The sequence below is a fragment of the Flavobacterium ginsenosidimutans genome (assembly GCF_037478105.1).
GTDB classification, from domain to species: domain Bacteria; phylum Bacteroidota; class Bacteroidia; order Flavobacteriales; family Flavobacteriaceae; genus Flavobacterium; species Flavobacterium ginsenosidimutans.
This window is the reverse complement of sequence record NZ_CP147988.1, coordinates 2,581,869-2,598,069: the sequence shown is the minus strand read 5'-3', so window position 1 is coordinate 2,598,069 and position 16,201 is coordinate 2,581,869. Positions and strand designations below refer to the sequence as shown.

Below are 16,201 nucleotides of genomic sequence, written 5' to 3'. Positions count from 1 at the left end.
TCAGCAACTCAAAACCTTAGATTACTGAACATCATACTTCATCTTGCGCAAAACCCTCAAAGCTTCTTTAAAAGAAGAATAGACATTTTTATAAGGTTTGAGAAGCATTTTTGCGTCAATTAATTTTTGTCGGGCATCTTCAAAACCATTCAAATAGCAAATCATGAAAGTAGAAGGCAGATTTTCTAAATCTTTCATTTCTCGCTCAGACAAATTGATTTCTTTTTGAAGTTTGGCCAATAAAGCCATATTTGCATTATAAATATGGTACAGCATTTTTCGGTTAAACTCAGGCGGCTGAAAAAGCATTTGACGGTCAATTTTATAATAACCGTTATCAAAGAAATGGATAGTTTGTTCTTCTAACGGATAATAACTTGTTTTGTCATTTAATCCCAACGGAACATATTCTGTAATAGTAAAAGTATCATCGTTAAATTCGATAGTCACAACATCTTGTGCCGAATAAAAAAGCTTGATTTGTTCGTTGATCAATTCAATATCTACGCGAGACAAATAAGTTTTATCACGCATTTTTTTGGGAACTCCAGCCCAGCAAATCACAAATAATTCTTTAAAAACGCGATATTTTGGAGACATATCTTTATGCCTGAAATTCATAAAATCGATAACACCGTCTAAAGTATACTGAATGCTATTTCGAGAACTATTTTCGATTCCGATTACCGTTTCGGTATTTTGATTGTTTTTTTCGATTACTTCATGTTCTTCTAGAGGAATCGAATTACTGCCACGTCTCACAAAAACGCTGTTGGCAAGAATGGTATGAATTCCTTTTTTAAAGTACGAGATTTTGTTTTTTGGTTTTATGGTAACCAAACCGATTACTTTGTCTTTTGGAAGATTTGGAAATGGGACGTTTTCGTATTGAATTTTTGGCGGATTTTCTAAAAAAGCATTTACCAGATTCTGAATTCGGCTGTCGTCGAAGAAATCATCGCCTACAATTTCGTTATCTTGATCTTCTACCCCAACAACGATATAAGAATTATTATTCGGATTGGAATTGGACAAAGCGCAAATGTGTTTTAAGAACTTTCCTTTTCCTTCCCGCGAATGAAGATTCAACTGCCTTTTCTTATCATAAAAACTGCTCTCGTCATTATGAGCGAGAAGATTTTTTATTAAAAGGCGCTTATTAATCATTATTCTAGATTATTAGACTGACTTAGATTTTTAGACTTCTTAGAGTTATGATTTTCAGATTCCTAAGATAATCTAAAGATCTAACTTTCTAAGAAGTCTAATCATCTATTTTTAAATATTTTTCTTGACAATTGTCGAAGACGCCTGCGCCGTACTCATAACAACCAAATCTGCAATATTTACATGATAAGGTCTAGAAACGACAAAGTGAATGATATCGGCAATATCTTCTGCTTGTAATGGATCAAATCCTTTATAAACATTGGCAGCTCTTTCGACATCGCCTTTAAAACGAACTTCGCTAAATTCTGTCGCCACCATTCCTGGATGAATTCCACCAACTCTAATTCCAAACGGATTTAAATCGATTCGCATTCCTGCGGTAATTGCATCAACTGCATGTTTAGAGCCGCAGTATACATTCCCGTTCGGATAAACTTCTTTTGCAGCAGTTGAACCAATATTAATAATATGTCCAGATTGTCTTTCAACCATTTGAGGAATTATTGCTTTTGAAACATATAAAAGTCCTTTCACATTAATATCGATCATGGCATCCCAATCGTCTAAATCTCCATTCTGAATTGGATCTAAACCGTGAGCGTTTCCTGCGTTATTTATTAAAACGTCAATTGTAGCAAAATCATTGGGTAAAGAACCTATTTTTTTCAAAACATCTTCTTTATCGCGAACATCAAATGCTAAAGAATGTACTTCTGTAAAAGCAGAAAGTTCTTTTTGAAGTTCTTCTAAACGGTCTGTACGTCTTCCACAGAGAACAACCTTATAATTGTTTTTCGCTAAAATCTGAGCGGTTGCTTTTCCAATTCCGCTCGTAGCACCAGTAATTAAAACTGTTTTTTTCATTGTTTTTTCTTTAAAAAAGATTTTTTGCCACAGATTAAAGAATTAAAATGATTTTTTTGAAATCTGTGAAAATCTTTTAATCTATGGCAAATATTTAGCATCGTAAACTGAAAACTGTCACTGCGACTGAAAACTTAAAAATTAAGGCACATCATCGCCCATACTTTCTGTCCAGATTGCGAACCAGTCTTCTTTATCCATTTGCAATTCGATTGCTTTTGATAAAGATTGAATTCTGGCAATATTTACAGTTCCAGCGATCGGAATTACTTTTGCTGGATGTTTTAAAATCCATGCTAATAAAAGTGTATCTGCACCTAAATGATATTTCTCCAATAAAGTGGAGAACAGTTTTTTCAAACGGCGAGTCTGTTTGGTGTCTTCTCTAAAAACAGTTCCAAGAGGGTTCCATGATAACGGACGAATTCCGTGTGTCTGCATATAATCAAGACTTCCATCTAACATTGCGTCATAATGGGTTGCAGAAAATTGCACTTGATTATAACTAACTTCTGTTTTCTGACGAATTAATTCGGTTTGAGAACTTGTAAAGTTTGAAAGTCCAAAATCAATGATTTTTCCTTCTCCTTTTAATTTTTCAACTGCTTCTGCAATTTCATCGGCTTGCATTAACGGACTTGGTCTGTGCAATAAAAAAACATCAACATAATCTGTTTTCAAATTTTTCAAAGATCCTTCCACAGACTTAATGATATAATCTTTAGAGTAATCGTAATGTTTAATTTTGTTTTCAGGGCGTTTATCAGCAATCATCTGAATGCCGCACTTTGTAATTAATTGTAATTTTTCACGATTAATTTTACTTGCGTGAAAGGCTTTTCCAAAATCGGCTTCGGTCGTATACGAACCGTAAATATCCGCGTGATCAAAAGTCGTAATTTTGTTTTCGATACACATTTGTATCATGTTTTCCATTTCTTTAGTTGTAAGGTTTTTATCCCAAACTCCCCAATTCATAGTGCCCGAAATTATAGGCGATAAGACTGTTTTGCTCATAATAGTTATGCGTTATTTTTGGTAATAATTATGCTTTCGTAAAACATAATCATCAAAGTTCTTAAAAATATAAAAATAGATTCACAATTAGTCCTTAAAATTAGGTTGTTGGTCGAAGTTTTAACCATTCTTTAACATCTTACTTCTCAAAAAATATTCAATTTGCACTCTCAAAAATTAGGCGTAAAAATCAAGGTTTTAAAAATATTTATATGGAAGAAAATACAACGACTTTAGACATTAGAGCGATAAATGAAAAAATTGAAAGAGAAAGTGCTTTTATAGACCTTCTTACAATGGAAATGAACAAAGTTATTGTGGGTCAGAAACATATGGTCGAGCGTCTATTGATCGGATTACTTGGACAAGGGCATATTTTATTGGAAGGAGTTCCTGGGCTGGCAAAAACTTTAGCCATCAATACGCTTTCACAAGCGGTTCAAGGATCTTTCAGCCGTATCCAGTTTACGCCAGATTTACTGCCTGCCGATGTTATCGGAACCATGATTTACAACATTAAAGCAAACGAGTTCTCTATTAAAAAAGGACCAATTTTCGCCAATTTCGTACTTGCCGATGAGATTAACCGTGCTCCAGCAAAGGTTCAATCAGCACTTTTAGAGGCGATGCAGGAGAAACAAGTTACTATTGGTGATTCTACTTTCAAATTAGATCGTCCATTTTTAGTATTAGCAACTCAAAACCCTGTTGAACAAGAAGGAACTTATGCGCTTCCTGAAGCACAGGTTGACCGTTTTATGTTGAAAACTGTTATTGATTATCCAAAAATTGATGAAGAGCGTTTTGTAATTCGTCAAAACTTAAAAGGGACTTACGAAAAAGTAAATCCAGTAGTTTCTGTAGATCAGATTTTACGTGCTCAGGAAGCTGTTCGTGAAGTTTATATGGACGAAAAAATTGAGAAATACATCTTAGATATTATTTTCGCTACGCGTTACCCAGAAAAATACAAATTAGCCGATTTAAAACCACTTATCAGTTTTGGAGCTTCTCCTCGTGGAAGTATCAACTTGGCTAATGCTGCTAAATGTTATGCTTTCATCAAACGTCGTGGTTATGTAATTCCAGAAGACGTTCGTGCAGTTGTTCACGATGTTTTACGTCACAGAGTTGGAATCACTTACGAAGCAGAAGCAGAAAACATTACTTCTGTAGACATTATCAACAAAATCGTTAACGAGATTGAAGTACCTTAAAAAGTTGATGGTTGATAGTTTTTTGTTGATGGTACATTCGCCATCAACCAACAACCCTAAACCATAAACCAAACAAAAAATGGATACAAAAGAGCTTTTAAAAAAAGTACGGAAAATAGAAATCAAAACGAAAAGACTGAGTAATCATATCTTTTCGGGAGAATACCACTCTTCATTTAAAGGACGAGGAATGACGTTTAGCGAGGTGCGTCAATACCAATACGGAGATGATATTCGTAACATCGATTGGAATGTAACCGCACGCTACAACGAAGCTCATGTTAAGGTATTTGAAGAAGAACGCGAATTAACCATGGTTTTAATGGTCGATATTTCGGGTTCGGAATCTTTTGGTTCTAAAAATCAATTCAAGAAAGACATCGTAACCGAAATTGCGGCAACGATGGCTTTTTCGGCTACACAAAATAATGATAAAATTGGTTTAATCTTATTTTCTGATACTGTAGAATTATATATTCCGCCAAAAAAAGGACGTTCGCACGTGCTTCGCATCATTCGTGAATTAATCGAATTTGAACCAAAAAGTCACAAAACAGACATTGCACAAGCTTTAAAGTTTTTGTCTGGAACTCAAAAAAAGAAAGCCATAATTTTTATGATTTCAGATTTTATGTCTGATTCTTACGAGCAAACTTTAAAAATTGCTTCTAAAAAACATGATATTACTGGAGTTCGCGTTTACGATATGCGTGAAGAAAAAATTCCAAATTTAGGAATGGTTTCTATGCTGGATTCGGAAACAGGAAAAATACAATTGGTTGACACAAGTTCTAAAACAGTTCGTCTGAATTACGAGAAACATTATCAAGAAAAATTGAATTATTTTAAAGATACATTCCGTAAATCTGGAGCAGGAATTGTCAACACCAGAGTTGACGAAAATTATGTAACTAAACTATTAGGCTATTTCAAATCACGATAAAAATCTGGCAATTTTGATTAACAAATCAAAAATCGTTAATCTAAAATCAACAATCGTTAATCAAATGAAATTTAAACTTTATATATTTTTATTGCTTTTTTCTACTATGATTTTTGCTCAGCAGAAACAAGTAGAAACGAGTATTGACACCACCAAAAATAAGATTGGTGCTGAGTTCAAACTGACCCTTAAAACAGTTGTGACTTCAACAGCAAAAGTTGAATTTCCAAAACTTAAAAACATTGGCCCGTTAGAAGTTATCCAGTCTTATCCAATTGACACGGTTAAGAAAGATGCCACTAATTACGAACTTATAAAAAAATATGGTCTAACTCAATTTGATTCTGGCCGATATACAATTCCGAGCATCAAAATTTTAATTGATAAAAAACCTTTTTACTCTGATTCTATTAAAGTTGAAGTTGCCGCTGTGAAAGTCGATACTTTACAGCAGAAAATGTACGACATCAAAGATATTTCTTCTGTTGATGAAGGAATGGGAAATTGGTGGATTTACGTTTTAATTGCTTTAGTTATTATCGGAATTGGCGCTTTTGTTTATTGGTACGTTAAAAAACGTCAATTGAAAAAGATTGAAGAAGAGGTTTATAAAACTCCAATCGAAAAAGCCACAAGTTTATTAAACAACTTAGAGAAAAAAGAACTAGTTCAAAAAGGTGAAATCAAAGAATATTATAGTGAATTAACCGATATAGCCAGAAATTATATCGAAGAAGCAATTCATATTCCGGCGATGGAAAGTACGACTTCTGAGTTAATTGCTGCAATTAGAGACGCTTCTACTAAAAAGAAAATGACGCTTACACCAGAAACCGTTGAAAATCTGGAACGCGTTTTACGTCAGGCCGATTTAGTAAAATTTGCAAAATCTAAACCGCTTGATTTTGAAATTAAAGAAGATAAAAATAAAATTCAAAAAGTAATTTTAACTCTTGACAATGCTATCCCAACTGAAGTTCCAGAAGACATTGAAGATCAGTTATTGAACGAAGCGCAAAGACAAAAGCAAATTCAGGCACAACTAAAAAAACAGCGTAATGCAAGAATTGGTTATTCTGTTGCAGCTATCATACTTTTATTGTTTGCTACAACAACTTTCTTTGTTGTTACCAAAGGTTTCAATTACGTAAAAGACAATATTATTGGTCATCCGTCTAAAGAATTATTAGAAGGCGAATGGGTAAAAAGTGCTTACGGAAATCCAGCTGTTCTTATAGAAACACCAAAAGTTTTAAAAAGAATGGATGCAGAAAAAGTACTCCCAAAACAAACTATGGCATTAATTAAAGAAATGCAGCTGTTTGCATACGGAAGTATGATTGATAATTTCTACATTACGGTTTCTACAACTAAATTTAAACAGCCAACTGATATAGATTTAGCTAAAGCTCTTGAAGGATCTTTAAAAGTAATGGAAGCTCAAGGGGCACAAAATATAATTGTAAAACAAGAAGATTTTCAAACTAATGAAGGTATTCAGGGTGTAAAAGGTTACGGAACAATGTCTATTTTGAACCCAGCGACTAAAACGAGCACGAAAGCATATTATGAATTACTTCTTTTCAAACAAGATCAAGGTTTACAGCAAATCCTGATTTTACATGAAGAAGGTGACACTTATGCAAATGACATCACAACCCGAGTATTAAATTCTGTTGAACTTCAAAGAGCAGGCAACTAATGAGCAAGATCAGTTTTTTAAATCCAGAATTTCTTTGGTTGTTTCTATTAATTCCGATTGCGATAATCTGGTTTTTCTGGAAACGCAACCAGCAGTCGGCTACCTTAAAAATGAGTTCGACAACAGGGTTCCAAAATAGCGAATCGTTTTGGACAAAGTTCAAACCTGCTCTATACGTTTTCAGAGTTCTTGCTTTGTGTTCGTTGATTATAGCATTGGCAAGGCCAAGAACAGTTGATATTAGCAACCAAACTAAAACTACAAAAGGAATTGATATCGTTATGGCAATTGACGTTTCTGGATCTATGCTGGCAAAAGATTTAAAGCCAAATCGTATGGAAGCTCTGAAAAGAGTTGCTGCAGATTTCGTTGAAGAAAGACCAAACGATAGAATTGGGTTAGTTTTATATGCTTCTGAAGCCTATACAAAAACTCCCGTTACTAGCGATAAAGCAATTATTTTAGAAGCTATAAAAGGAATCAAATACGATAACGTTTTACAAGATGGAACTGGAATTGGAATGGGATTGGCAACTGCTGTAAATCGTTTGAAAGACAGTAAAGCAAAAAGCCGCGTTATCATTCTGCTTACCGATGGTGTAAATAATGCTGGATTTATCGAGCCAGAAACCGCTGCTGACATTGCAAAACAATACGGCATAAAAGTTTACACAATTGGTCTTGGAACAAACGGAATGGCAGAATCTCCATACGCATATGCTCCAAACGGAGGTTTTTTATTCAAAATGCAAAAAGTTGAAATCGATGAAAGACTGATGAAAAGTATTGCCCGCAAAACAGACGGAACATACTTTAGAGCCACAAGCAACGATAAATTAGCAGAAATATACAACTCGATTAATAAACTGGAAACAACAGAAATTCAAGAATTGAAATTCTACGATTATGATGAAAAGTACAGAGCTTTTGTTTTATTTGCAGGCTTTTTGCTGTTATTAGAAGTTGGATTAAGAAATACGGTTTATAGAAGCTTTATTTAATATTTTAGTCGCAGTCACATTTACAGTTAACAACCGAAAACTGAGACTGAGAACCGCGACTGAGAACTAGAATTAAAAAATGGAATTAGACGAAAAAAAATATTTATATCTCTTACTACTTGTCCCGATTGTGGTGTGTATTTTTCTTTTCAATATGTATTGGAAAAGAAGAACGCAACGCGAGTTTGGTGATTTGGAAATGGTAAAAAGGCTGAGTCCTGAGAAATCAGTTTTTAAACCTGTTTTAAAAATCGTAGTAATTCTTTTGGCACTTATCTGCTTGATTATCGGTTTGGTAAATCCAAAGATTGGAACTAAAATGGAAACCGTAAAACGAGAAGGTATTGATATTGTTTTTGCTGTCGACGTTTCTAAAAGTATGCTTGCAGAAGACGTTGCTCCTAGCCGTCTGGACAAAAGTAAACAGTTGGTTTCTCAGATCATTAACAATTTAGGAAGCGATAGAATTGGAATTGTAGCTTATGCAGGAAGTGCTTTTCCCGTTTTACCTATTACATCAGATTATAGCGTTGCTAAAATGTTCTTGCAAAGCATGAGTCCAGGAATGGTTTCATCTCAGGGAACATCTTTGGATGAAGCGATTAGATTGTCTTCGACTTATTTTGATGAAAAAAGTAAAACTAGCAAATTATTAATTCTAATTTCTGATGGAGAAGATCATTCTGAAGGTGCAGCTGCTGCGGCAGAAGAAGCTAATAAATTAGGAATGAAGATTATTACAATTGGTGTTGGAACAGAAAAAGGGGGAACAATTCCGTTAAAGGAAAATGGCGTTGTAAGAGGATATCAAAAAGATCAAAACGGAGAAACGGTAATCACCAAATTAAATCAAGAAGATTTAAAAACGATTGCCAAAGCAACAAAAGGCGGTTACGTTTACGGCGGAAGCACTAAAGAAGTTTTAGAATATGTAAAAAATGCTTTAAACAATATTCAAAAAACAGAGTTTGAAGCTACACAAATGGCCGAATTCCAATCGCAGTTTCAATGGTTTATTGGGTTTGCCTTTTTATTACTGTTCCTAGATATTTTCTTATTAGAGAGAAAAACAAATTGGATCAAAGAGTTGGATTTATTTAACGAAAAGAAATAAATGTTCAGATTAAAATTCGGGACAGAAAACAAAATTAGAATGAAAAATTTACTTCTTTATATTTTACTAACGGTTTCTTTTGCAGTTTCTGCGCAAGAAAAAGACAAAACATTGCCCGCTGGTAATGAAGAATATAAACAGAATAAATTTGTTGATGCTGAGGCAAACTATAGAATTTCGGAATCAAAATTTCCTAAACGATCAACAGCGCCATATAATTTAGGAAATACTATTTATAGACAAAATCAAGTTTCGGAAGCGAAATACGCTTACGCGAAAGCGATAAAAAATGCCAAAACAAGACCTGAAAAACACAAAGCTTTTCACAATCTTGGAAACGTTTTCATGAAAGAGAAAGATTATACGCAAGCAGTTGAAGCTTACAAACAGGCATTACGTAATGATCCAACCGATGATGAAACGCGTTACAACTATGCTTACGCAAAACAAAAATTAAAAGAAAATCCTCCGAAAAACGACCAAAATAAAGACAAGAATAAGGATAAGGACAAAGACAAGGATAAAAATAAAGACAAAAACAAAGATCAAAATAAAGACAAGGATAAGGATAAAGATAAAAAAGACGACAAAGGCGATAAAGACAAGGATAAAAAAGATGGTAAAAACGATCCTAAAAAAGACGACAAGTCTGATAACCAAGGAGAGCCAAAACCACAGCCTGGAGGAATATCAAAAGAACGTGTTCAGAATTTGTTAGATGCGGTTAACAATGAAGAAAAGAAAATTCAGGACAAAGTAAACGCTCAAAAAGTAAAAGGTAATCCTAAAAAAACAGAAAAAGACTGGTAAAATAATTTGAATCGTTTAATCGTTAATTTGTTTATTAGAAGAAATATTCAAAAGACGATTAAACGATTAAACAGTTAAATAACAACGATTAAACATTAAATGAAAAGATATTTAATTCTATTTCTACTCACTTTTCAAGGACTTATGGCTCAAGTACAATTTGAAGCCAGAGTCAGCAAAAACACGCTTGGAGTAAACGAAAGACTTCGCATAGATTTCATCATGAACGTTGACGGAGACAATTTCGAACAACCTTCTTTTGAAGGTTTCAAACTTGTTGCAGGGCCAAGTCAGCAGATTAGTCAGTCTTGGATAAATGGACGAAGCTCTTTTCAAAAAATCTATTCGTATATCTTACAGCCTGAAAAAAAAGGTGCTATCACTATTAAACAGGCGGCAATAGAATTCAATGGTCAAGTTTACAAAACAAACCCAATAAAAGTTACGGTAACTAATGCCGTGGCTCAAGAAAGAGATCCAAACGACAGACCTCCAGGATCTGGAAATGAGTTATTGACTCTTGTTGCTGAAATTTCAAAAACAAATCCGTACCTAAACGAACCAATTACGGTTGTCTACAAATTGTATTTTAATAATATTGGAGTAACTGGTTTTAAAGAACTGGCAAAACCAAAATACAATGATTTTTGGAATCAAAACATTGAGATCAAACAGCTTGCAATTGAGGAAGGTAATTTCCAAGGACAAAGATGTTATTATGTGATCTTGAAAAAAGCGATTTTATATCCGCAAAAATCTGGAAAACTAACAATTGAACCTCTTTCACTCGATATTGGGGTGCAATTACCAACAAATCGTCGCGACATGTTCGGCCAGATGATTACTGTTGAAGACAATAAAGTAGTTTCTGCTGGAGCAAAAACGATCAATGTAAGACCACTTCCTGAGAGCACAAAACCAGAAGGATTTACTGGCGCTGTCGGCAGACTTAATTTTACAGTTACACCTTCGAAAACAACACTAAAAAATGGCGAAAGTCTGGATTTAATTGTTAGTGCTCAAGGAACAGGAAATATGAAGTTATTTACGCTTCCAAAACCTGTTGTGCCAAATGCGCTTGAAATGTATGATCCAGTTCATGACGAAAATGTAACAACGTCATTGAGTGGAATGTCTGGAAGAATTACAGATAAATACACGATCATTCCGCAATACAGAGGAAAATATGCAATAAAACCAATGCAGTTTTCTTATTTCGATTTGAGTACAGGTACTTATAAAACCATTACTTCTAAGGAAATTATGGTTGATGTTTTAGACGGACCAACACCTGCAGAAGCAAATACGGGAGAGAAAGCTTCTAAAAATGCAATTGCAAAAACAGATCAGTTTAGACACATCAGAACTAGAACGGCTTTAATTCCTCTTGCAAAAAACGATTTCTATGGCTCGAATTTGTATTTAGGTTTACTGCTTGCTCCATTTGTTATCATTCCGCTAATTATTTTAGCTAGAAAAAGAAAAGAAGCTATTGATAGTGATGTTACTGGAAATAGAATTAGAATGAACAATAAGCTGGCGAAGAAATACTTATCGCAAGCGAAGAAACATCTTAACAATAAAGAGCCTTTCTATATCGCACTGGAGAAAGCAATGCATAATTTCTTGAAAGCAAAACTGCATATTGAAACTTCAGAAATGAGTAAAGACAATATTAGAGAATTGCTGTTATCTAGAAAAGCTAATACAGAAACCGTTCAGAATTTTATTGCCCTAACTGAAAACTGCGAGTTTGCACGTTATGCACCAGCATCAAGCGCTTCGATTCAGCAGGATTATGATAAAGCGGTTATGATTATTTCTGAATTAGAAAAACAGATTGCTTAATTTTTTTTACCGCAAAGTTCGCTAAGAAAATTGATTTAGATTGAGTCGAATTTAAGTTCGCAAAGTTTATAATCTTATTATAATAGAAAATGAAAAACATATTATATCTCTTTTTATTAATTTCGCAGGTTTTCTTTGCGCAAGGGCGCTTTGAATCGGCTAATGCGTTGTACCAAAAGGGACAATATAAAGAAGCTGCGCAGGTTTATGAAAACATTATAACAGAAGACAAATTACATTCTGCTGAAGTGTATTTTAATTTGGGTAACTGTTATTACAAACTAAATCAGGTTGCGCCTTCGATTTATAATTATGAAAAAGCTTTGGTTCTTAAACCAAATGACCCAGAAACTTTAAACAATTTAAAATTTGCTAAAAAGCTAACGATTGACGAGATAAAAGAAGTTCCTAAAGTGGGGTTTGCAAAACTAATTCAAAACTTTACTTCTATTTTTGATTACAATACTTGGGCTAAAATTTCTATTGCGCTTGGTTTTGTATTCTTATTGAGTTTTATTGGTTATTATTTTTCAAACGCTACACTTGCAAAAAGAATTTATTTTGTTGGGATGTTTATTGTTTTAGTTGCTTTTGCTTTAAGCATTTCAGCTGGAATGTCTGAAAAAAACCATTTTGATAATGATCGTGTTGCTATCGTTTTTTCTGAATTAAGCCAAGTTCGACATGAACCTCAAAAATCTTCAAATGGAATTATTTTATTGCACGAAGGAGCAAAAGTTTATGTATTGGAAAGTGTTGCAGGTTGGAAAAAAATCGAATTAACAGATGGAACTCAAGGCTGGATAGAATCTTCGACAATCAAAGAAGTAAAATAAAGTTTTAAAATATTTAAATATAGAAATCCCAAATTCCAATCTTACTTTGGAATTTGGGATTTTTTCATTTTTGAAATTTGAATTAATTTACGGCATCAACCAATCTTACAAACTCAGATCTATATCCTTCTTCGTCATTCGACAAACCAGATTTTGCTAATCTTTTGATATCCGAACTTGAACTGTTTGCTATATATTTTGATTCACGTAATTTTAATCCGAACCAAGAAACAGCAGTTGTAAATTTGAAATCTTGAGAACTATTTTCTAAGTCCGTTTTCTTATCTGCAATAATATTTACAATTTCAATACTTTTGTTGCCATCAGGTTTTTTATATCTAAATTTTACTGTAGCTAATTCATCACTATGATTTCCAGCCACTTTCTCCGTTTTAGTATATTTTAAATCTGAAGGAACATAATCACTCTCTACACCAATCGGAACAATCTCGTACAAAGCCGTAACCGAATGTCCGCTGCCCAATTCTCCTGCATCAATTTTATCATTTTTAAAATCTTCTGCATTTAATTTTCGGTTTTCATAACCGATCAATCGATAAGCTTGAACATGATTCGGATTAAATTCGATTTGGATTTTTACATCTTTCGCGATAGCAAACATTGATCCTTTAAATTCTTTTCCAAGAAAACGATTTGCTTCTTGAATGTTATCGATGTAAGCATAATTCCCATTTCCTTTATCAGCAAGAATTTCCATTTTACTGTCTTTGTAATTCCCCATTCCAAAACCTAGAACAGTTAAGAAAACACCCGATTCTCTTTTTTGTTCAATCAATTTCAGCATATCATCATCAGAAGAAGCTCCAACATTAAAATCACCGTCAGTAGCTATCACTACTCTATTGTTTCCTTCTTTGATAAAATTCTGCTGTGCTAGTTTGTATGCTAGTTCAATTCCTTCTCCTCCTGCAGTGCTTCCGCCTGCGTGTAAATCATCAAAAGCATCCATAATTTCGTCTTTATTATCACCAGAAGTTGGTTCCAAAACTACTCCCGCAGATCCTGCATAAACCACAATCGAAACTTTATCAATGCTTCTAAGTTCTTTTACCAAAACTTTCATCGATTCTTTCAGCAACGGCAATTTATTCTGTTCATCCATCGAACCAGAAACGTCAACTAAAAAAACCAGATTAGAAGCCGGCAAATTTGCCATTGGAATGTTTTTTCCCTGCAAACCGATCTTTAACAATCGGCTGTTTTTATTCCAAGGACAATCACTGTATTCTGTGTTAATGGAAAACGGATGCTCACCATCTGGCTGTGGATATTTGTATTTAAAGAAGTTGATCATTTCTTCAACACGAACTGCGTCTTTTGGAACTTTCTGTCCTTCGTTTATAAATCGGCGGATATTGGTATACGATGCATTATCAACATCGATAGAAAAAGTAGATAAAGGTTCTTTTAGCGGAGATTCAAACGGATTCTCTTCTAATTCTGCGTAGCTTTCTGTATTGGCCTCTGGAATGTAATTTTCCTCTTCGACTAAATCTGTTGTTACTGCAACCGCAGTAGAATCTGCAGTCTCCACTGCAGAGTAATCAGCTTTCTTACAGCCGAAAATAGTAAATACGAGGAATGCCATCATAAAGAAATTAAGATTTCTCATAAAGTAAGTTTTTAAAAAATTAATAAAAGGTTATAGGCTTCAAATAAGGACTAGCATTCCGGATTTACTAGAGGCGATTATTTGCATTTTGTCGAGTATCAAAATCGTGCCAAATTTTTTACAAATATTTTTCTTACCTGAAAATAAAATGAGAAACCCTTATTTTAAAGGTGTTTCTAGCTGAAAATATTTTTTTGATTTCTGTAAAATGAGAAATGTGAGAAGTGAAATGTAATCCTATCTTTTTGTCCATACAGAATTGTAGAGACGCACCGCAGTGCGTCTACGTCCAGCATATCCACAACGATTGTATTAGATGTACTGAAATGAATATTTATTTTTTGCCACAGATTTTAAGGATTAATCATTTGGAATCTTTTTAATCTTTGGTATTGTTTTTTACATCCAATTAATCGGCAAACGTTGTGTTAGACGCACTGCGGTGCGTCTCTACAGTCTCTACAGTAAAATGAGGTGTAAAAAAAATGTGTTTTTTTGCAGTTAAATTAAAACTGATAAATCTTCTCTGGCGTAACGCAATAATCCAATTTGATATCAGATTCAAAAACATCATCAATCTGGTTTACCGCTTCAAAGAATGAAAGTCCAATTTTGATAGTTTCAGGTTTGCATTCGGCAAGGAATTTATCATAAAAACCTTTTCCGTAACCAATTCGGTTTCCGTGAATATCAAAAGCTAAAAGCGGTGCAAAAACCACTTCCACTTTAGACGAAGGAACTTCAATTCCGTCAACTGGTTCAGGAATATTGTATTCGTTTTTTCTGATTTTAGTATTATCCGTTAAAAGAAAATGCGTCATTTTTCTGGTTTCGAAATCACTTTTAGAAACTAAGATTTCTTTATCTTTTCCAGAAAGCAAATGCAGAACAAATTCTGTATTGACTTCTTTATGCTCTTCGATAGGAAGAAAAACATGGTAATAAATTTTATTCCAAATGGGCATTTGGATTAATTGGTTTGCAATTGCCAAACTCTTTTCTTCTACTTCATCAAAAGAAAGAGCTTTACGGAAATTTTTATATTCTATTCGAAGTTCTTTTTTACTCGTCGGCATTGTCTGGGACTTTAGATAAATGATAAATTGCATCGCCTTCGTAAACAATTGGCGAATGATTGGCATTAATTACAAAACCATCATGTGGAGCTTTGACTTTTTGCTCAAATTTCCCAAACGGATCTGTAATAATAGCCAAGATAGTCCCTTTGGTTACATATTTTCCAACCAAATTAAAATCGTGCAGCAATCCCGAACATTTTGCGCGAAGCCAAACCGATTGTTTAATGTAAATTGTAGGAGTTAAGGCAGGTTCCATAATTTGTTTAGAATCGAGCATTCCTAAATAATCAAGCAAACGTTTAGTTCCCAAAACGCCTTGATTTGCAATTTCGTTATTGATATCTAAAGATTTTCCCCCTTCAAAAAGCAGCATATTCACGTTGGCACTTTCAGAAGTTTTTCTAAAAGACCCATTTATGTTTTTAGAATAAAGCGTAAAAGGCGCATTAAAAATATCAGCCAGAACTTTCAGTTCAGGATTATTTTCGGTGATTCTGATTTGCGGCGCGTTAAAACGGCTTGCGCCACCGGCATGAAAATCGACAGCATAATCTAAAATTGGCAGAATTTCTTCTACAATATGATACGCAAATCGACTGGCAAGCGAACCTTTTTTACTTCCTGGAAAAACACGATTCAAGTCGCGTCCGTCTGGAAACTCGCGAGATTTATTCACAAAACCGTACATATTGATCACAGGAATGCAGATTATTGTACCGCGAGCTGGTCTATTTATTTTTTTACTGATTATCTGACGGACAATTTCAACACCATTAATTTCATCACCGTGAATTCCCGCAGAAAATAAAACAGTTGGGCCTTCATGCTTGGAACGGCGTACAATAACAGGAATATTTAGTTTTGTTGTAGTATGAAGCCGAGCAATTTCGACGTTTATGGTTCTGTGTTCTCCCGGCAAAATCGATTCGCCGAAAATAACCAATGGAGCACTATTTTTCATGTAGAA

Annotated in this window: 14 protein-coding genes; 8 read left to right on the top strand and 6 right to left on the bottom strand. The window is 34.1% G+C overall.

Going from position 1 to position 16,201, the window contains the following annotated elements; translation table 11 throughout:
• Positions 1-21: 21 nt before the first annotated feature.
• The 3 genes from V6624_RS11430 to V6624_RS11420 all read right to left on the bottom strand — a co-directional run bounded on the left by V6624_RS11430 (position 22) and on the right by V6624_RS11420 (position 3,051).
• Positions 22-1,167: an ATP-binding protein gene (locus V6624_RS11430; RefSeq protein WP_338841802.1), complete on the bottom strand. Its 1,146-nt coding sequence runs from the start codon at positions 1,165-1,167 to the stop codon at positions 22-24.
• A gap of 111 nt (positions 1,168-1,278) precedes the next feature.
• A complete protein-coding gene (locus V6624_RS11425) occupies positions 1,279-2,034 on the bottom strand; it encodes an SDR family NAD(P)-dependent oxidoreductase (protein WP_338841801.1) in 756 nt (251 codons plus the stop codon).
• A 141-nt stretch (positions 2,035-2,175) separates the two neighbouring features.
• Positions 2,176-3,051: an aldo/keto reductase gene (locus V6624_RS11420; RefSeq protein WP_111287255.1), complete on the bottom strand. Its 876-nt coding sequence runs from the start codon at positions 3,049-3,051 to the stop codon at positions 2,176-2,178.
• Positions 3,052-3,263: 212 nt separating this feature from the next.
• On the opposite strand from V6624_RS11420, the gene V6624_RS11415 reads away from it, so the two are divergent.
• The 8 genes from V6624_RS11415 to V6624_RS11380 all read left to right on the top strand — a co-directional run bounded on the left by V6624_RS11415 (position 3,264) and on the right by V6624_RS11380 (position 12,522).
• Entirely contained in the window at positions 3,264-4,268 is a 1,005-nt protein-coding gene (locus tag V6624_RS11415) for an AAA family ATPase (protein WP_091494435.1), read from the top strand.
• Between the two features lie 79 nt (positions 4,269-4,347).
• Positions 4,348-5,211 (top strand): DUF58 domain-containing protein, encoded by an 864-nt coding sequence (locus V6624_RS11410; protein ID WP_338841800.1) that lies wholly within the window; start codon positions 4,348-4,350, stop codon positions 5,209-5,211.
• 64 nt (positions 5,212-5,275) lie between these two features.
• Complete coding sequence (locus V6624_RS11405) at positions 5,276-6,913, top strand: hypothetical protein (protein ID WP_338841799.1); 1,638 nt, start codon at positions 5,276-5,278, stop codon at positions 6,911-6,913.
• Entirely contained in the window at positions 6,913-7,914 is a 1,002-nt protein-coding gene (locus tag V6624_RS11400) for a VWA domain-containing protein (protein ID WP_338841798.1), read from the top strand. The genes V6624_RS11405 and V6624_RS11400 overlap by 1 nt, the downstream gene beginning before the upstream one ends.
• A 79-nt stretch (positions 7,915-7,993) precedes the next feature.
• On the top strand, positions 7,994-9,028 hold the full coding sequence (locus V6624_RS11395) for a VWA domain-containing protein (protein ID WP_338841797.1): 1,035 nt from the start codon (positions 7,994-7,996) through the stop codon (positions 9,026-9,028).
• 39 nt (positions 9,029-9,067) lie between these two features.
• Positions 9,068-9,838 carry a tetratricopeptide repeat protein gene (locus V6624_RS11390; protein ID WP_111287448.1) on the top strand — a complete coding sequence of 257 codons (771 nt, stop codon included), beginning with the start codon at positions 9,068-9,070 and terminating at the stop codon, positions 9,836-9,838.
• Between the two features lie 99 nt (positions 9,839-9,937).
• A complete protein-coding gene (locus tag V6624_RS11385) occupies positions 9,938-11,686 on the top strand; it encodes a BatD family protein (RefSeq protein WP_338841796.1) in 1,749 nt (582 codons plus the stop codon).
• Between the two features lie 89 nt (positions 11,687-11,775).
• On the top strand, positions 11,776-12,522 hold the full coding sequence (locus tag V6624_RS11380) for a tetratricopeptide repeat protein (RefSeq protein WP_338841795.1): 747 nt from the start codon (positions 11,776-11,778) through the stop codon (positions 12,520-12,522).
• An 82-nt stretch (positions 12,523-12,604) separates the two neighbouring features.
• Here the strand turns inward: V6624_RS11380 and V6624_RS11375 are convergent, their stop codons facing one another.
• The 3 genes from V6624_RS11375 to V6624_RS11365 form a co-directional block, all read right to left on the bottom strand.
• Positions 12,605-14,155, bottom strand: a complete 1,551-nt coding sequence (locus tag V6624_RS11375) for a vWA domain-containing protein (RefSeq protein ID WP_422389341.1) — start codon at positions 14,153-14,155, stop codon at positions 12,605-12,607.
• A gap of 506 nt (positions 14,156-14,661) precedes the next feature.
• Positions 14,662-15,231: a 5-formyltetrahydrofolate cyclo-ligase gene (locus V6624_RS11370; protein ID WP_111287269.1), complete on the bottom strand. Its 570-nt coding sequence runs from the start codon at positions 15,229-15,231 to the stop codon at positions 14,662-14,664.
• On the bottom strand, positions 15,218-16,195 hold the full coding sequence (locus tag V6624_RS11365) for a succinylglutamate desuccinylase/aspartoacylase family protein (RefSeq protein WP_111287271.1): 978 nt from the start codon (positions 16,193-16,195) through the stop codon (positions 15,218-15,220). Before V6624_RS11365 ends, V6624_RS11370 begins: the two co-directional genes overlap by 14 nt.
• Positions 16,196-16,201: the final 6 nt, after the last annotated feature.